Raw genomic sequence first — 18107 nt, 5'->3', positions numbered from 1 at the left:
GCTACAAAAGTATCAGATCAAAAATTCATGGGCCATGGGCAGCACAGCTGTATCATGGCCTTTTTTTATACTTTCCAGCCAAAACCACGCCTCTTCCTGCGAAGTGAAATAGTTAAAATGAATGGCAGCGTGCGCCTGGCTATCTGCCGGGAGCTGATAGTTTACGATTAACGCCTTAAAGTGGTCTTCTGAAAATACAACTGCCGCATAAATCGTCTTCTGTATCTTTCTATAAAATTCAGGATAAAACTCAATGGCGAGCCAGGCTTCATATTCCCGTTCCAAAGAGCCTATCAGTGTAAGGTCGGTACAGAAATACGTTAAGGGCTGGTTTGCCATCACGTATTCGGAACACTTCAGGTACGTTTCCCTGAATGAGCAATCATCCGGCTGCACTTTCCACCTGATTATCAAGGCTTCCGCCCTATTAACATGTGCCACTTCAACAAATGGTGTTTCGTGTATCACCAAATACATTTAATACAATTTAGTTTAAAACAAGTTCGCAATTAAATAGTAATTTCTGAATGTACAAACCATTTATTTCAAAGATCTAAAGTATTTGTGTGTTTTTTTAATTATACTTGGTATTGTATTGTTTTAAGATGGATGCCTCCAAAAATAAAAATCGTAACCTGTTCGCTTTATACTTGTACACAGTCCATACCCATCAAAAAGTATTTTTTAATTCGCTTCACCAACTATGAAAAAGTATAATCCTTTTATACTACCGGTCGCGATATTAGGCGCGAGCCTGATCATCTGTATGCTTATTTTTACGATGATCTGGAAAGCACGTGACCAGGCCAACCAGACCATCACCGTAACCGGCTCCGCCAAACGCGAAATACAATCTGATCTGGGTATTTTACGCGGTACGCTGCAGGTATCGGGCCCTACAGCCGAAGTAGCTTATCAAACGCTTTTAAGTCAGCGGCCGCAGGTACTGGCCTACATTGCCAGCCAGGGCTTCCCGGATAAAGACGTGAACCAAACTACCATTAACCTGAACCCGGTTTATGAAATGAGCCAGCAAGGCTACCCCACCAGCAGGATCATGTACTATACCGCCAACCAAAGTATAGATGTAAAATCCGGGGATGTGAACAAGATAAAACAAGTTTCGCTGGATATTACGTCGCTCGTTAACAAGGGCATCAGTTTCTCGGTAAACCCGCCTGAATACTATTATACTAAGCTTGCCGAACTGAAGATCGAGATACAAGCCGATGCGGCAAAAGATGCGCTGAACCGCGCCCGCAAAATAGCAGAAGCAACCGGTAGCGACCTCGGCCCTATTTCCAATGCCCGGATGGGCGTGATCCAGATAACACCGGTAAACTCGAATATGATCTCGGATTACGGCATTAACGATGTCTCGTCTATCGAAAAAGAAATAACTGCTGTCGTTAACGCGTCTTTTAGGCTGGATTAAGCAAAGTATAACGTATAAAAAAGCGGCGCTGCAGTTTAACTTGCAGCGCCGCTTTTTTATACTTCGTTTTTAAACTTTAAGAGCCGGTTATACCCAGCCATTTGTTGTAGATCTTCGTTTGCACGGCAGTCGGGTTCTCTACGCGCTCAAGTACATACTTTATACTTTGGTCTTTCAGGATAGGTACCTGCAGGGTCTGTAATTTACCGTCGCGGGCTACAACAACTTCAGCCTTCTCTCCTATCTTAAGCGCCGCAACTACATTACGGATGTCACTTTCGGTGCGGTAACCGTTTATTGCAATTATCTCGTCGTTTACGTTAAGGCCGCCTTCCCAGACACTGGAGCCACGGCTAACGCCCGTTACCATTACTTTGCCGGCGCTCACCGATGTAGCGGCTCCCCAACTTGGTTCGTTTCTGTTAGCATTCTGGTTTGTAACCCGTAAACCGGCTGCCTCAAAGTAAGCGTTGTAATCCGGCGTTTTGGTACCGTTCACGAAATCATTAAAGAACGCATCCATACTTTTGCCGGCTGCTTTGGCCAGCTCTTCTTTAAATTCGGTTTCGGTAAAACCACGGTCCAGCTTTTCGTAATAGCGTGCATACATCGCCCGCATCACATCATCCAGGCTTTTCTCGCCCTGTGTGCTTTTCATGATTTCCATGTTAAGCAGATGCCCTAAAACACCTCCTTTGGTGTAGTACGATACTTCGGCGTTATTTGAGTTTTCGTTGCGGCGGTAGTACTTTATCCAGGCATCAAAGCTGGACTCGGACACCGGCTGAATTTTATTGCCCGGCGTGTTCTCCACTGAATTTATACTTCCGGCCACAATATCAAGGTACTGCTTCGGGGCTGTATAGCCGGCACGGCGCACGATCAGATCATCGTAATAACTCGTAATTCCTTCCGATACCCACAGCAGGCGCGTGTAATTTTCTTTGGTATAATCAAAGGGCCCAAGTGGTGCCGGGCGCAGGCGTTTTACGTTCCAGAGGTGAAAATACTCGTGTGCAACCAGGCTTAAGAAACCGTTATAGGCACTCTCCGAAGTATAGTTCCAACGGGAAGTTTGCAACGTAGTGGAGTTGAGGTGCTCCAGGCCACCACCGCCACGGTTCAGGTTATGCACGATAAATACATAGCGATCTACGGGTAGCTTACCGAAAATTTTAATCGATTCTTCCACCACTTTCTGCATATCAGCCATCAGCTTTTTGGGCTCATAGTTTCCGCCGCCATACATGGCTACTTCGTGGGGCACACCCTGAGCCGTAAAGTTGTATACTTCGTGCGTACCAATTTCCAAGGGAGAATCTGCCAGCACATCGTAATCCGGGAAAGTATAGGTAAACTTAGCAGTGCTTTTTAAACCTGTGGATACTTTATCCCAACCCTGATAAGGTTCCACTTTCAGAGTGCCGGACTGGTTTTTATAGCCATCAGGGTACATAAAAATGCTGGTTCCGTTCACGTAGCCATGCGAAGCATCCAGAAAACTGGTACGAACCGACAGCTCAAAAGCATACACTTTATACTTCAGGCGTACTAGGTCGGCGCGGTTACTGTACACGCGCCAGGTGTTTTTGTTTATTTTTTCGGAGCGAAGGGTTTGGCCGGCTTTGTCTGTGGCAGTTACGCTTTCTACGTTTTTAGAAAACTCGCGCACCAGGTACGAGCCCGGCGCCCAGACAGGCATTACAAAATCGATGTACTTTTTGCGCGCGCCGGATAGCTCTGCTTCTACCTCAAAATAATGTGTGTGGGGTTCCGGCATCCGCAAGGTATACTTCAGATCTGCGGCAAAGGCGGCGTTGCCGGCTATGGCAAGAACCCAGAAAGTAAATAGTAAGATTAGTTTGATACGCTTTTGGAAGAGCATAGTAAGGCTTTATGGTTAAACATTAAAAAGCATTTTACGATAATTAACCTGCTTTTCAAAATAGAGCCTTTTACTTTCCCAAAAACAAAGGAATTACGATTGCAAAGTCCTGGATTTTGCCGCATCCAGCCAGGCCAGTGCTTCCTGCTCTTCGCAAAAATTATTGAATTTTATAAACGTGTTGCAGCTCATCAGCCCTAGCTTCCCTACCTCTGCAAGTAAGTGCTGGTAGCAGCTTTCGGAAAGGAGCATGGCCATAAAGTTATCCGAGCCCAGCTGTATCATCAGTTGCGGAAAAAAAGTGGAATAGATCCAGGCTTCTTCTTCTTCTTCCAGTTTGCCTATTGCCTTAAAATCAAGGAGCCATTCTTTTATATGGTTGGCTTTAGCGCACTCAAGCGCTTGCAACAGGCTTCTTTTGAAATCATCTGTTGTGAAAGCACTTATTATTCTGATGAAAATTCTTTTCTGCTCAGTGTTGCAGGTTACTTCTATAGACTCGGCGTTATACTTTAATATCATGCTACATACTTCTCCCAATTTAAAAGATTGCAATTATTTATACTTATAATTAAAAACTTAACAACATTTGTTTCATTTGAATATAGTTTATTGTGAATGATGCTAAACCACTGGCAGAACGATACTATTGGAAGGTAAACTATTTAGTGCGGTTAAAATGTTATGGTTATTGATAACCAGAGCCCAGTAAAAAGCCAGAACATTTGCCTGTGGCATGGTTTTAGAAAGTACAGGCCTGCAACCATTAACCTGACCTATGAAAAAGATACATTTGCTGATACTCGCCCCTTTATTGCTTTTACTTGTAATGGCTTATGCCAGGCCTATACAGTTTGCAGCACCTGAAAAGTATGAAATAACTAAAACGCCCGCACCGGAAACAATAGAGCCTGTTACGCTGGCCCCGGCAGCTGATACGGCAAAGGAGCTTTTAACATATGCCCATACTTTGTTGGGAACGCCTTATACTTATACAGGCATCACGCCGGAAACCGGCTTTGATTGCTCCGGATTTGTAACACACGTATTTGCTTCTGAAAGTATAAAAGTGCCGCATTCGTCTGCTTTGCAGGCCAAAGAAGGAGTATCGGTTACAAAAGCAGCAGCCCAGGCAGGAGACATTATCATTTTTACCGGCACTAACCTGAGCGTCAGAACGCCGGGCCATACCGGCATCATACTTTCTACAGCTAACGATACCATCTCGTTTATACATTCATCTTCTAACGGTGGTGTTAAAATCAGTAAAGTGGAAGGCACCCGTTACAACGATCGTTTTCTGGGAATCAGGAGGGTATTATAACCGCTTGTAAATTCGAAGTATACATTCGTGCTAATACGACGTAAAAAAGTACCGAACTTCATAGTTCGGTACTTTTTTCATTTAAAGGTTATTACGTATGCTACCATCTTACACCGTAAACGCACTGAATGCGCTTGTTCTGCTACTGGCCGGGCTTATCAGCTATGCCCTCCATCCTGTTATTGAAATGCTGATTGCACCGCTGCTGGGTGTTATTCTTTTACTGTTTACCTATCATTTGCGCAGGCACAACCGTTTTGTGCTACATACTATTACAGCTATTACCCTGCTTGCTGGTATATATTTTATGCTGTTGTTTGAGCCCGAATTATTTAGCTGGGAGAACGAGCAGCCGGCTTTCCTGGTGATGGGGCTTAGCTGTTTTATAGCAACATTATTTTATGTGGGGAGTTTTGTGCGGGAACGCCGGCAGCGCGATAACACGCTTTACAAAGAAGATCTGTAAATAAAAAAAGAACGCGCGATGTAGCCCGTCAAGATACATCACGCGTTCCAAGAATCCTTCTTTACCTCAGCAAGCGATACACTATTGGTGTGCATCATCCGAAGACCAAAAAAAGGCAATATTACTGCGCAAGCAGTAAGGGTACTGCTTACTAAGCCAGCCCACAATTAAAGTGAACAATATTACCTCGGCTTACTAAGACGTCTGATGGATTAGACATAGCACCTCCCTTCTTTTAAGTTCGACATAATCCCTGATTGCCAGCCTGTGTTGAGCAGACTTTACATGAGGGGCGTAGCACCCGCTACTGTTTCTTAAAGCTAAAAGAATAGTAAAAAGTTCACAAGGATTTGCGGATATTTTTCAATAAAAATGTTTTAACAATCCCTCCCGCAAGCGACCCGTTGCATCCTCCTAAACCTCAGACAGATATAAAAATTAATAAGTATAAATGCTGTGTAGAAATTAATCTGGCATTTATTTTTTAATTTTTTTCAAATGAATCTATAAATGGGTCGAAAATTGTATCATCCGAATTAAATAATTTATTACCTTACAAAACCTTTACTAAACTAAAACATTATCATCATGAAAAAGCACCTGTTCACCTTTGTTGTGCTCATGCTGTTTGCATCTGTTGCGTGGGCTCAGAAGCTCTCCCCGGTTGGCATATGGACAAATGAAGACGGCAAAGCCAAATTCGAGATCTACAAGTGCGGCGATAAGCTGTGCGGGAAATTGGTAACCCTGAAAGAACCGTTAAAGAACGGCAAACCGAAAGTAGACGAGAATAACCCGAACAAAAAACTGGCTACACGTCCGTTGCAAGGCTTGGAGTTTATGAAAGGCTTTAAGTATGACGGTGATAACAAATGGGATGATGGCACGATCTACGATCCGGAAAGTGGCAAAACCTATGCCTGCTACATGAAAATGAACGGCAATGATAAAATGGAAGTGAAAGGCTATATCGGCATTTCACTAATAGGCAGAACCCAGCACTGGACCCGCGTTCAGTAACCACACATAATTTATTAACAAAAAAGGTTGGCTTTTACGGGCCAACCTTTTTTGTTTTAGAGCGTGCAGCAAGTATACTTTAATCTACCTGAAGTATTTTATATTCTTTATCACGGAACGTAAAGGTATCGCCGGCCACTTTTCCGGCCATCACCTTGTATAACGGCGACATGCCGGAAATAGCAAAGTATGATTCGCCATCAATCTTCACCTCTCCCAGGCTAACGCCGATAAAATAATTCTGAAGCTCGGTATGCACCACAGCACCCAGCGATATATCATGGTTTGCTTTGGTTACATTAATGCGCTTCAGCACGGCCATGGTAGAAAGCAACTCATCCAGCTGGCGCGCATACATATCGCGCTGTATCTGGCAGGCCTCCCGAAAAGACTCAAACTTATCTTCCATGGCTCCCTGGTGCTCGTTTGCGCTTTCCTGCGCAACGTCCATAGCATCTTTGGCCGCTTTTATCTGGTCGTTCATGAGCCTGGTGCACTCCTGAAGCAATTTTTTCTTAGTTTCGAGTTCTTGTGTCAACATATATTCCATAGTGCTATCTGGTCAGGAAAACAGCAGCTCAGTCTAAGCCGTTTACGTTCCTTTGTTATGAAGTTAAGTTTGTTGTAAGAGTGATTTTACGGATACTTATTTCTGGATAAAGCAGAAGTACCTAATTTGCAGCTAAACTATTTAAAACAAAATTTGTTTTAGGTAAAATATCAAATGCCGTTTAACGAATTTCTAAAACGATTGTTGGGGTCTGCCGGAATTTCTTCAACGTGTACCACGCTCCGTCGCAGTTCCGGTTTCAGGGCTGGCTACCAGGCCGCAGTTACCAGTGGCGCTATACCACAGTTGGCTGCTTCTTTTTTTAAGACGTTCCATTACCAGTTAGCAGGCCTGCCAACCAATCTAAGGGTGCAGTACATGACGGAAGGAAACCGCCAAAGCCTGATCCTTTTCTATGATACGACCATCAAGCCAACAGATTTTTTATACTTGTTTGAGTACCTGAAAGAGCAGGTATTGCTGCAGGAATACACCATGCATTGTGCCGATAAGCGCGAATTGCAGCACGAACGCTACACAGAACAAGTAGAGAAATACCTGCTCGTACCGCCCGCTAAAGATGTGGCTGGCACCAGCCTTTTTAACCAGCGCTACGGAAACATTGCCCTGGATTATGTGAAGGTGAATAACAAACCGGGCTACATCCGCCTTTCAGCAAACGCATATACCGACCCGTATTTTTCGGAAGTGCTGACTTTTACTGATCTGATCGAAAAGGTCCTGCACCCGCGCCAAGGTGAAGTATAAACTTTATCACGACATCGACAGGAAAACCAGGTATAAACCCAGCCACAGAAAATCCATGAAGTGCCAGTAACTGCGCAGCATCGAGAGCTGTAGCCTTCTGTACGGATCGCGGATAAAGATAAGAGTACGTACACTATCCGAGGCCATATGCACTGTTTTAAAGAACAGGAAAGAAAGGAAGATGACCCCGCCCAGCAAGTGTAAAATATGGAGTGCCGAAATCAGGTAAAGATAAGTGCTGGCTGCTTTGCCCGTAAAGTATAAACCGGACGCCTCCAGCTCCCGCCAGCCCATTAGTTGTGCCCCGATAAAAAACAACCCAAGCAGCAACGTTAGCCCCAAGTATTTGGACATCCGTTTGAGTTTGTCTTTTTTATAAAGGCGTTCTACCTGGCCTAAAGTATAACTGCTGAATAAAAGCAGCAGCGTACTGATACTGAAAAACTTGGGCAGCTTAAAACCTGTAGAAAATCCGCCCGATTGTGCGAAAGCGATGATCAATATTAAGAAAAGCATGCTAATGCCCATCATGCTCAGGTACAGGAGCATGCGCAGCGGGTGCATTTGTTCGATGTTGCCAAAGGCCGAGCGTTGTCTCGAATCTACTTTATTTTTTTTGTCTTGATTCATCCCTTTCAGTTCAACTTGTGGTGGCTTAGGGAAGTTACCTCGCGCATGGTGTAAGGTGTAAATAACGCAGTTTATCTTCTAGTACTTTTATACCCCAAGCACGGTTGCATGGTTGTACGATTTGCACTTATAATTTACCTGCCGGCACATTATCCCCTTAATATCTGAACAATTGCCCCGCCCTGTTACTTATACTTCTGATCCCGGAAAAAACATGCTTATAACCTGTTGCATTATAAGACCTTATCTCCTGATCTTGCGTTACACAAAATTAAAGTCACTTTTTATAACCGAGCTTCCCTATGAAAAAACTTTACCATACTTTCTTTCTTCCGCTTCTGCTTTTTGGCGCACTGTTATTACCGCCCAAGGTGCTGGCCCAGCCTGTAGTTAATTACACAAGTGGCAACAACATTTTACTTACATTGGAAGGGGTGGCGCAACCCTACAATTTCACTTCATCGGACCTGCTCGTATTTTATAACCGGCAAACCCAGAAGCTGGAATGCCGGCTTAACCTGGCCAACCTGTTGCCTGCTTCGGATACTTTACCTGCCACCATGGCTTATGAAGTTTTGTACGGGGCCAAATACCCGGAGCTGTTCTTTTCAATTGCAGTGCCCATCGAAAAAATAAATTCCCGGACGCCTTACCCGCAAACCATAAACAGCCAGATAAGTATAATGTTACAAGGCGTTACCAACGAGACTGTAGCAGCTATCCAGTTTTCACCAGACGAGAACGCCATTATCTTCGGAACAACGCTTAACCTGCTGCTCGAAAATTTTCAGGCAAGTATACCGGCCAAGTACCTTCCCCTCCTCACAGGCCGTGTTGGCCTAACGATCCGAAGTGCCCGCTGGGCCCGCCCGCCCACACGTTAAACAGCGCTAACCTATACTTAAAGTATAACTTAATATAGATCACTCTATATACTTGAATAAAAGAAACAAGTAAAGTACACTATACAATTTTTACACATCTTATACTTTGTCGATTTATACGCCACTTTACAGCATGATGAAAGTATGGCTTTAAAAAAGCGGAGTTCAAGCAGCTTATGCAACTAGGCCAGTAAAGGTTTCCTATAGCCTCCTGAAAATCAATTGACCAAACCCATCCTCTAAACTTTCTCAGCTTATTCTGGAAAGGTTAAGCTACCCTGTTGCTCCTATTATCACATAATTAGTAGCTGAATTTATACTTAGCATTAACAATCATATAAAATTGATAATCAAAAGTATAACTACTAATTACACTTATTACCCAAGATCAGGACAGTTACTTTTGGGTGAATAAATTTTTAATGTTTTGGGTAAAGCTTATATTTACTTTGTCTCAAACACACCATCCACTATGAAGAAGACCTTGCTTTTATTTACTGCCCTGTTATCGTTTTACGGTTGCAAGCAAGCGACCACAAACACCACAGAGCCAGCAACTGAACAATCCACTACAGCCAACACAAACAGGTTTGGTGCTTCCGTTGAAGAAGGCGAGGCCATTGCCCCTACCGAACTGGTGAAACAGGTGGCAGGTCAGGATTCGATACAGGCTACCGTCGCGGCCGAAGTAGTGGAAAGCTGCCAGGCAAAAGGCTGCTGGATGGATGTGAAACTGGCAGATGGCAACAGTATGAAAGTAACGTTCCGGGATTATGGCTTCTTCCTTCCGATCGAAGACCTGAAAGGCCGAACAGCGGTATTTACCGGCACAGCCAAACAAGAGCTTATCTCGGTAGCAGACCAGCAGCATTACGCCAAAGACGCCGGCAAAACAGATGCAGAAGTTGCCCTGATCACACAGCCAAAACAAGAACTGCGCTTTGTAGCAGATGGCGTGATTCTGAAATAAAAGGATTACAGCAAACCTTTTTTTGGAGTAAACTAAAATAGGCAACAGCCTGTGCAAGTATACAGGCTGTTGCCTATTTTTACGACGTATAAACAGACCTTTAGCATGACGCCAGCAACAGATCCGGTTCAGGAAATAAACGAGCTTACCCAACGCATCAACTACCTTAATTACCAGTATTACCAGAACAGCATTTCGGAGGTATCCGATTTTGAGTTTGACCAGCTACTGAAACGGCTTCAGGACCTGGAAGAGCAGTACCCGGATCTGCGCCAGCCCAACTCCCCTACCCAGCGTGTGGGCGGCAGTATCACTAAAAACTTCGAAACGGTGCACCATACCTGGCCTATGCTATCGCTGGGCAATACCTATTCGGAAGAAGATTTACGTGAGTTCGATAACCGGGTACGCAAGGCCATTGGTGAGCAGGTAGAGTATGTGTGTGAGCAGAAGTTTGACGGTGTCGCTATCAGCCTAAAGTATGAAAACGGCAATTTTGTGCAGGGCGCCACCCGTGGCGATGGCACGCGCGGCGATAATATAACGGCCAATGTGCGTACCATCCGGGATGTTCCGTTGCAGGTGCATGGCCAGGATTACCCCGAACTGTTTGAAGTACGTGGCGAGGTTTTTCTGCCGTTGCCTGTATTTGAACAACTGAATGCCGAGCGCGAAGAAGCCGGCGACCAGTTGCTGGCCAACCCAAGAAACGCTGCTTCCGGCACCTTAAAGCAACAGGATTCTGCTATTGTAGCCTACCGGAAACTGGGCTGTTTTTCTTATAGTTTTCATTCAGATAAACCGGTATTTGATACTCATTCTGAGAGCCTTGAAGCCATACACCGATGGGGATTTAAAGTATCGAATACGTGGCGCAAATGCGAATCTGTGGAAGAAGTGCTGGCCTACATTAAAGAATGGGAAACGCGCCGTTTTGAACTGCCCATTGCAACTGATGGCGTGGTAGTGAAAGTGAACAGTTATGCCCTGCAACAAGAGCTTGGTTATACTTCTAAGAGCCCACGTTGGGCCATTGCGTATAAATACCCGGCCATGAGTGCCGCCACGCAGTTGCTCGGCATCCAGTACCAGGTCGGGCGCACCGGAGCCGTTACGCCGGTTGCTTTGTTACAGCCTGTCACCTTAGCGGGCACTGTGGTAAAGCGCGCCTCGGTACACAACGCCAATGAAATTCAGCGCCTCGATCTGCGCCTGGGCGATACGGTTTATGTGGAAAAAGGCGGAGAGATAATTCCTAAAATTACCGGTGTTGATGTAACCAAACGCCCTGCCGACAGCATAGAAATCGTGTACCCGACCGAGTGCCCAGCCTGCCAGACACCGTTGGTACGCCTAGAAGGGGAAGCACACTTTTACTGCCCGAACGAGAAAGGTTGCGAGCCGCAGTTGCTGGCGAAGATGGAACACTTCATCAGCCGCAAGGCTATGAATGTGGATGAACTTGGCCCTAAAACATTGGAGCAACTCTACAAAGCAGGTTTTGTGAACAATGTAGCCGACCTCTACGACCTGATGTTTGACCAACTGGCTAACCTGGAACGTATGGGTGAAAAATCGGCTAACAACATTTTAAATAGCCTCGAAAAATCAAAGCAATCGCCATTCGACCGCGTGCTGTTTGCGCTGGGTATCCGGTTAGTAGGCAGCACGGTAGCAAAAAAACTGACCGAACAATTCCCTGATCTGCAAGCGTTGCGCGGCGCCACGTACGAAGAACTGATCGCCGTAAATGAAATTGGCGGGCGCATTGCCAACTCGATTATCGCCTACTTCCAGGACCCGGAACATGTAGCCATCGTAGAGCGCCTGCAGGCTGCCGGGCTTAAATTTAAATCCGAAAAAGAAGTTCTTGTACTTGAAAGTGATAAGCTGGAAGGCAAAACCTTTGTGATATCCGGTGTTTTTGAAAGTATAAGCCGCGAAGAATTACAGCAACTCATACAGGCACATGGCGGCAAAGTGGTCAGTTCTATCTCAGCAAAACTAAATTACCTGGTAGCAGGTGCTAAGATGGGCCCGGCCAAACTCGAGAAAGCTACCAAACTAGGCATCGCCATACTTTCCGAAGAAGATTTTTTAAGTATGATCCGGGAATAACGGAAGCTATACTTTATACTTTACCTAACTGCTTATCGGGCTTAAAATGGCGTTGGTTGTTTACTTTTTGCTGTTGGTATATTGTTGTAAACTTATATTTATAAAATAAGCGGAAATCCTTATCTTTCAGAGATAAAGAAATCAGATATACGGCTTGCTACACAACAGTAAGTTGTAGATCTAAAATATAAAACATTGCCCTACAGCCATTTAACCTTACCCGATATCACCATGAAAAAGCGCTACCAGCTTGCCGTTCACGTTTCGTGCTGGCTTATACTGGTAGGCTGGATCTTTACGTCTCTGCAGTCGAGCGGCAACCTGTCGTTTGGTAAAAGCCTGGATGTAATTGTAGGCCTGGCGTTCATGTTGCTGCTTTTCTACTTTAACTGGTTTGTGCTGATTCCGCGCTTTCTGGCCAAAGACAAAGTACTGCTTTACATCGGGGCTGTTTTATGCTCGCTGGTTGTGCTGGCGCTGGTACGCTCGCCCCTCGATTACTTGGTTTTTAAAGACTATAATCCGCAGCTTCAGAATATCTACACCCAGCAAAGCCTAATCGAGCATGCATTGGGCGGCCTGATCGTGTGTTTTATCAGTTCTGGTTTAAAAGTAACGGGCAATTATATCCGGAACGAGCGCCGCAACAAAGAGCTCGAAAACCAGAAACTCGCCGCCGAACTGGCCTTCCTGAAATCGCAGGTGAACCCGCATTTCCTGTTCAATACCCTAAACAATATTTACTCGCTAGCCTACAAGCAATCCCCCGAAACGCCGGATGCCATCATGAAACTGTCGCTGCTGATGCGGTATATGCTTTATGAGAGCAACGATGCGCTGGTATCTTTGGAGAAGGAAGTAGACCACATCAAAAACTTTATAGACCTGCAAAAGCTGCGCTTACGCGAACAGACAAGTATAAAATTTAACATCGAAGGCGAACCGAGCGGAAAACAAATTGCTCCGATGTTGCTGATGACGCTGGTCGAAAACGCGTTTAAACATGGCCTGGTAAGCAAGAACGAGATTGGGATCATTCTTAACCTGACCGTGAAAGAGGATTCGCTTTTGTTTAGCACTATTAATAACACCAGCTCGCACAAAAAGCGCGAATTTGGCGGCATCGGCCTCGAAAACCTGAAACGCCGCTTAAACCTACTGTACACCAACCAGCACCAGCTCACCTTCGAAGAAAAAGAAGGCACTTTCTACGCTACGCTGAAACTATACTTTACTGACTCCCAAAAATAATCCCATGAAAATACGTTGCTTAGCTATTGATGATGAACCGCTTGCACTCGATATAATTGAGAGTTATGTAAGTAAACTGCCTTTCCTGGAGTTGGTACAAACCTGTTCCAGTGCCACAGAAGCCATGCAGGTGCTGCAAACCGAGCAGATCGACCTGATGTTTCTGGATATCGAAATGCCCGAACTGACCGGTATGCAGTTCCTGAACATATTAAAGCAGCATCCGCTTGTCATTTTTACTACAGCCTACCCGGATTACGCCCTGGAGGGTTTTAACCAGGATGCCGTGGATTACCTGCTGAAGCCTATCCCTTTCGACCGGTTTCTGAAAGCGGTAACCAAAGCCCAGGAACGCCTGCAGCGCAACGGCAAATCCTCCGAAAATCATACTTTGCCGGTTGCCCCAACGCCTGAGCAGGATTTTATGTTTGTGAAAGCAGACTATAAAATGATCCGCATCGATTTTAATGACATCCAGTGGATCGAGGGTTTGAAAGATTACATCATCATCCAGACAAAAGACCAGAAAATTATCACCCTGCTTTCGATGAACAAGATGATGGAGAAACTGCCGGATTCCAAGTTCCTGCGCGTGCACCGCTCCTTTATCGTGTCGCTTCAAAAAATAGACAGCATCGAGAAAAGCCGCATCCGCATCGGCCCGAAAGAAATTCCGATCGGTGAAGTATACAAAGAGCAGTTCCTGAAATGGGTAGAAGAAAATAACATACAATAAAGTTATGAGTCGCGAGTTTTGAGTGTTGAGTCAGGATATTCAGGGAAGAGACGAATTCATACTTGTCGGCTGCTTTAATGAGCATCATTTGCAGATGTCGATCCATAATTCGTAATTCGTACCTCGTAATTCGTAATTAGTAAACATGATTCAAGAAAAACTGAAAGGAACAGGCGTAGCCTTGGTAACGCCTTTCACAAAAGAGCTGGCCGTAGATTATGATGCGCTGCGTAAACTGCTCGATTTTACGATGGATGGCGGCGTAAATTACCTGGTTGTTAACGGCACCACCGCCGAATCAGTAACCACCACCAAAGCCGAACAAGCCGAAGTGCTGCGTTTTGTAAAGCAACACGTAAACCAGCGCGTGCCGTTGGTATATGGCCTGGGCGGAAACAATACCATGCAACTTTTAGAAACACTCCAGGAAGTTGACCTGAGCGGTGTTTCCGCCATACTTTCAGTTAGCCCTTACTATAACAAACCTTCCCAGCAAGGCATTTACCAGCATTATGTTCAGCTGGCCAACGCATCGCCGGTGCCGGTTATACTTTATAATGTGCCGGGCCGCACGGGTAGCAACATGGCACCGGAAACTACACTGCGCCTGGCTGCACACGAAAATATCATCGGCATAAAAGAAGCTTCCGGTAACCTGGAGCAGTGCATGCACATTGCCAAACACAAACCAAACGACTTTATGCTGATCAGCGGAGACGACCTGCTAACCGTACCGATGACTGCGTTCGGAGCTGTTGGTGTTATTTCAGTGCTGGCCAACGCTTTTCCGGACAGGTTCTGCAAGATGGTGGCGCTGGCGCTGGATGGCAACTTTAAAGATGCGTCTGAGCTGATGCTTAATTTTGTGGACATCAACCCCCTGATGTACGAAGAAGGCAATCCGGTTGGCGTAAAAGTGGTGCTGGAGCGTTTCGGCGTTTGCACCGCTCAGGTACGTTTGCCTTTAATGGAAGCCACATCAGGCCTGAAAGACAGGATTTTTAAATTACTGTAGTTTATACTTCAACTTTATACTTCCGGAAGCCAGGTACAGCTGTATCTGGCTTCCGGTTTTTTAAACAGGGTATTTGGCAAAAATAAATTCGAGTTATACTTCCTGCTTGCTTTCTAAATTTCAATTATCTTTGCGCCCTTAAAACAGCAGGTACACAAACAATTGTGCTGCTGCTTACACCCTTTATACTTCTTCATGGAAATTATTCAGTACCTCATAGATTTTATACTTCACATTGATGTGCATTTGGTAGAGTTGCTTCAGAAATACGAAAACTGGATCTATCTTATACTTTTCCTGATCGTGTTCTGCGAAACCGGTTTGGTGGTAACGCCTTTCCTGCCCGGCGACTCGTTGCTTTTTGCTATTGGCGCGCTGGCTGCCATTCCCGAATCAGGCATCAATCTGTTTTTAATCATCGCATTGCTTATCATAGCAGCCATTCTCGGCGACTCTTTCAACTACTTTACCGGGTTTAAATTTGGCGCAAAAGTGTTTCAGAAAGATTACTGGTTCTTAAAGCAGGACCATCTCATGCAGGCGCAGAAGTTCTACGAAAAGTATGGCGGGCGTACCATTATCTATGCGCGTTTTATTCCGATTGTGCGCACCTTTGCCCCGTTTGTGGCCGGTATCAGTAAGATGCAGTATAACCGTTTTATACTTTTTAATGTGGTAGGCGCTTTTGTCTGGGTGATGGGTTTTACCCTGTTAGGTTATTTAGTTGGCAATGCACCTATCGTTAAGAAAAATTTCACCTTCCTGATTCTGGCTATTATCGTACTATCTGTGTTACCTCCCGTTTGGCAAATTCTGAAACAGAAATTTGCTGGCAATAACAGCAATACACTTTAACCGTTTCGTTTTGTATGGAACAACACACGTTTAGTTTTATTTAAGCTAAGATGAGCCTTTCTCCTACGGCCAGCCGCATTTCCACGGCTGGCCTGCTTATTTCGCTGGGTATTATTTACGGCGATATCGGTACTTCGCCACTCTATGTGATGAAGGCCATTATTGGCAGCGCACCAATCTCTGAAATACTAGTTTATGGCGGTATTTCCTGTGTCTTTTGGACGCTAACCCTGCAAACCACCATTAAATATGTGCTCTTAACCCTGCAAGCCGATAACAACGGCGAAGGCGGCATTTTCTCGCTTTATACTTTAATACGGCGTAAAGCAAGCTGGCTGATCGTTCCGGCCATGATCGGGGGCGCGGCCTTACTGGCAGATGGTATTATTACGCCACCTATTTCGGTTTCGTCTGCTGTGGAAGGGCTGCGCATACTTTACCCTGATATTCCAACTGTACCTATCGTTCTGGTTATCCTCACGCTCATTTTCCTGTTGCAGAGTTTTGGTACCGAAATAGTGGGCAAAGCATTTGGGCCGATCATGTTCTTATGGTTCGCCATGCTGGGCTCGTTGGGTGCAATAAGCGTTATCACACACCCCGAAATTTTACAGGCGCTTAACCCATACTATGCCTACAATCTCCTTGTAAATTACCCGCAGGGCTTCTGGTTGCTGGGAGCTGTTTTCCTGTGTACAACGGGTGCTGAGGCACTTTATTCTGACCTGGGACACTGCGGCCGACCGAACATCCGGATAAGCTGGATATTTGTAAAACTGTGTTTGGTGCTTAACTACCTGGGCCAGGGCGCCTGGCTGATGGGCCACGCAGGCAGCCGCCTGACGGGCAATCCTTTTTATAGTTTAATGCCGAACTGGTTTTTGCTTACCGGGATCATCATTGCTACGATTGCCGCTATTATTGCCAGCCAGGCCCTGATCAGCGGTTCGTTCACGCTGATCAGTGAAGCTATCCGGTTAAATCTCTGGCCAAAAGTAAAGCTCGTTTACCCTACCAACCTGAAGGGACAGCTCTATGTACCAAGTATAAACTGGCTTTTGTGGCTGGGCTGTGTGGGCATCGTTTTATACTTTCAGGAATCGGAACACATGGAAGCGGCATACGGACTGGCCATTGCGATGGGCATGCTCTCCACTACCATCCTGATGAGCTATTACCTGTTCCATAAAGTAAAATCTGTTGTACTGGCTGCCATTTTCTTTAGCGTTTACCTGTGCATCGAGTCGGCTTTTATGCTCGCAAATCTGAGCAAGTTCTCGCATGGCGGCTGGGTTTCTTTGCTGATCGCAGGTATACTTTTAACCATAATGTACATCTGGATAAATGCCTTCCAGATAAAGCAAAGTTTAACGGAGTATGTTACGCTGAAAGATTATCTGCCAGCTCTGCGTGAGCTAAGCGAAGATGATACCATCCCGAAGTATACTACCCACCTGGTGTTTATGACAAGTGCGCCAGACCCGGAGGAGATCGAATCCAAAGTGATTTATTCTATTTTCCAGAAGCGGCCGAAGCGCGCCGATATTTACTGGTTTGTACACGTCGAAACCACAGACCAGCCTTATACCATGGAATATCATGTTCGGAAGTTGGGCGAGGAAGACGTTATCCGGGTTGATTTCCGGTTAGGTTTCCGGGTAGAGCAGCGCATTAACCTGTTTTTCCGGAAAGTAGTGGAAGAAATGGTAGCTAACAAAGAAGTGGATATCACCAGCCGTTATACTTCCCTGAACAGGCAGCACTTAATCGGCGACTTCCGGTTTGTAGTGCTCGAAAAATTCCTGAGCTACGAAAACGACCTGCCCTTTATCAAGCGCGTGATCATGGAGTGGTATTTCAATATAAAACAATTCACCAGCTCAGAAAGTAAGTGGTTTGGCCTGGATACCAGTTCTGTAAAAGTCGAAAAAGTACCACTGGTTATCATGCCTGCTCAATTACCTGAACTACAACGTATTACAAAATAGCTTATTCTGGTATTATCTTTTTTGCTGGCCTGCTTCCGATCATCCGGAGGCAGGCCAGCATTTTTTTATACTTTCCTCACCGCTTCTCTTACCCGCATCCTACTTGTTTTACCACGATTTTTTGGTATTTTCCTGTCTTGAATGTCAGTAAGCGCCTGCTGTTTTGCCTTAACCGGGTTTATACTTGCGCCGCTTACATTTCAGGTTAAGTC

Annotated in this window: 18 protein-coding genes; 13 read left to right on the top strand and 5 right to left on the bottom strand. The window is 45.3% G+C overall.

Translation table 11 applies throughout. The features are described from left to right. Positions 1 to 12: 12 nt before the first annotated feature. Positions 13 to 414, bottom strand: a complete 402-nt coding sequence (locus DP923_RS14725; RefSeq protein ID WP_125047747.1) for a hypothetical protein — start codon at positions 412 to 414, stop codon at positions 13 to 15. A 289-nt stretch (positions 415 to 703) separates the two neighbouring features. Here DP923_RS14725 and DP923_RS14720 point away from each other — a divergent pair, with 289 nt between their 5' ends. Beyond that, positions 704 to 1435: an SIMPL domain-containing protein gene (locus tag DP923_RS14720; RefSeq protein ID WP_112306615.1), complete on the top strand. Its 732-nt coding sequence runs from the start codon at positions 704 to 706 to the stop codon at positions 1433 to 1435. Between the two features lie 76 nt (positions 1436 to 1511). On the opposite strand, the gene DP923_RS14715 is transcribed toward DP923_RS14720, so the two are convergent. Together DP923_RS14715 and DP923_RS14710 are read right to left on the bottom strand one after the other, a co-directional pair. Next, positions 1512 to 3320 carry a M61 family metallopeptidase gene (locus DP923_RS14715; protein ID WP_239021051.1) on the bottom strand — a complete coding sequence of 603 codons (1809 nt, stop codon included), beginning with the start codon at positions 3318 to 3320 and terminating at the stop codon, positions 1512 to 1514. 93 nt (positions 3321 to 3413) lie between these two features. Continuing rightward, complete coding sequence (locus tag DP923_RS14710) at positions 3414 to 3842, bottom strand: hypothetical protein (protein WP_112306614.1); 429 nt, start codon at positions 3840 to 3842, stop codon at positions 3414 to 3416. 256 nt (positions 3843 to 4098) lie between these two features. Here DP923_RS14710 and DP923_RS14705 point away from each other — a divergent pair, with 256 nt between their 5' ends. The 3 genes from DP923_RS14705 to DP923_RS14695 all read left to right on the top strand — a co-directional run bounded on the left by DP923_RS14705 (position 4099) and on the right by DP923_RS14695 (position 6130). Further along, entirely contained in the window at positions 4099 to 4644 is a 546-nt protein-coding gene (locus DP923_RS14705; RefSeq protein ID WP_112306613.1) for a C40 family peptidase, read from the top strand. A 97-nt stretch (positions 4645 to 4741) separates the two neighbouring features. Then, positions 4742 to 5110 carry a hypothetical protein gene (locus DP923_RS14700; protein ID WP_112306612.1) on the top strand — a complete coding sequence of 123 codons (369 nt, stop codon included), beginning with the start codon at positions 4742 to 4744 and terminating at the stop codon, positions 5108 to 5110. Between the two features lie 588 nt (positions 5111 to 5698). After that, complete coding sequence (locus DP923_RS14695) at positions 5699 to 6130, top strand: DUF2147 domain-containing protein (RefSeq protein WP_239021050.1); 432 nt, start codon at positions 5699 to 5701, stop codon at positions 6128 to 6130. A gap of 79 nt (positions 6131 to 6209) precedes the next feature. Here the strand turns inward: DP923_RS14695 and DP923_RS14690 are convergent, their stop codons facing one another. After that, positions 6210 to 6680 (bottom strand): hypothetical protein, encoded by a 471-nt coding sequence (locus DP923_RS14690; RefSeq protein WP_239021049.1) that lies wholly within the window; start codon positions 6678 to 6680, stop codon positions 6210 to 6212. Between the two features lie 174 nt (positions 6681 to 6854). Between DP923_RS14690 and DP923_RS14685 the strand changes: the two genes are divergently transcribed. Then, the gene (locus DP923_RS14685; protein ID WP_112306611.1) at positions 6855 to 7448 is read left to right on the top strand and encodes a hypothetical protein; all 594 of its coding nucleotides are present in this window, start codon (positions 6855 to 6857) and stop codon (positions 7446 to 7448) included. A 6-nt stretch (positions 7449 to 7454) separates the two neighbouring features. Here the strand turns inward: DP923_RS14685 and DP923_RS14680 are convergent, their stop codons facing one another. After that, complete coding sequence (locus DP923_RS14680; RefSeq protein WP_112306610.1) at positions 7455 to 8078, bottom strand: cytochrome c oxidase subunit 3; 624 nt, start codon at positions 8076 to 8078, stop codon at positions 7455 to 7457. A gap of 302 nt (positions 8079 to 8380) precedes the next feature. Here DP923_RS14680 and DP923_RS14675 point away from each other — a divergent pair, with 302 nt between their 5' ends. The 8 genes from DP923_RS14675 (at position 8381) to DP923_RS14640 (ending at position 17895) form a co-directional block, all read left to right on the top strand. After that, positions 8381 to 8962 carry a hypothetical protein gene (locus DP923_RS14675; protein WP_112306609.1) on the top strand — a complete coding sequence of 194 codons (582 nt, stop codon included), beginning with the start codon at positions 8381 to 8383 and terminating at the stop codon, positions 8960 to 8962. Between the two features lie 472 nt (positions 8963 to 9434). Further along, positions 9435 to 9932, top strand: coding sequence for a DUF4920 domain-containing protein (locus DP923_RS14670; RefSeq protein WP_112306608.1), 498 nt, complete (start codon positions 9435 to 9437; stop codon positions 9930 to 9932). A 105-nt stretch (positions 9933 to 10037) separates the two neighbouring features. Continuing rightward, a complete protein-coding gene (gene ligA / locus DP923_RS14665) occupies positions 10038 to 12050 on the top strand; it encodes an NAD-dependent DNA ligase LigA (RefSeq protein WP_112306607.1) in 2013 nt (670 codons plus the stop codon). A 231-nt stretch (positions 12051 to 12281) separates the two neighbouring features. After that, entirely contained in the window at positions 12282 to 13301 is a 1020-nt protein-coding gene (locus tag DP923_RS14660) for a sensor histidine kinase (RefSeq protein ID WP_112306606.1), read from the top strand. A gap of 4 nt (positions 13302 to 13305) precedes the next feature. Continuing rightward, a complete protein-coding gene (locus DP923_RS14655) occupies positions 13306 to 14037 on the top strand; it encodes a LytR/AlgR family response regulator transcription factor (protein WP_112306605.1) in 732 nt (243 codons plus the stop codon). Positions 14038 to 14182: 145 nt separating this feature from the next. Then, positions 14183 to 15052, top strand: coding sequence for a 4-hydroxy-tetrahydrodipicolinate synthase (gene dapA / locus DP923_RS14650; protein WP_112306604.1), 870 nt, complete (start codon positions 14183 to 14185; stop codon positions 15050 to 15052). 195 nt (positions 15053 to 15247) lie between these two features. After that, the gene (locus DP923_RS14645) at positions 15248 to 15907 is read left to right on the top strand and encodes a DedA family protein (protein WP_112306603.1); all 660 of its coding nucleotides are present in this window, start codon (positions 15248 to 15250) and stop codon (positions 15905 to 15907) included. 50 nt (positions 15908 to 15957) lie between these two features. Beyond that, the gene (locus tag DP923_RS14640; protein ID WP_112306602.1) at positions 15958 to 17895 is read left to right on the top strand and encodes a KUP/HAK/KT family potassium transporter; all 1938 of its coding nucleotides are present in this window, start codon (positions 15958 to 15960) and stop codon (positions 17893 to 17895) included. Positions 17896 to 18107 lie beyond the last annotated feature (212 nt).

It is taken from the genome of Pontibacter arcticus (genome assembly GCF_003284895.1).
In the GTDB taxonomy this organism is placed as follows: domain Bacteria; phylum Bacteroidota; class Bacteroidia; order Cytophagales; family Hymenobacteraceae; genus Pontibacter; species Pontibacter arcticus.
The sequence above is the reverse complement of the archived record's forward strand: the minus strand, read 5'-3'. Positions and strand labels throughout refer to the sequence as shown.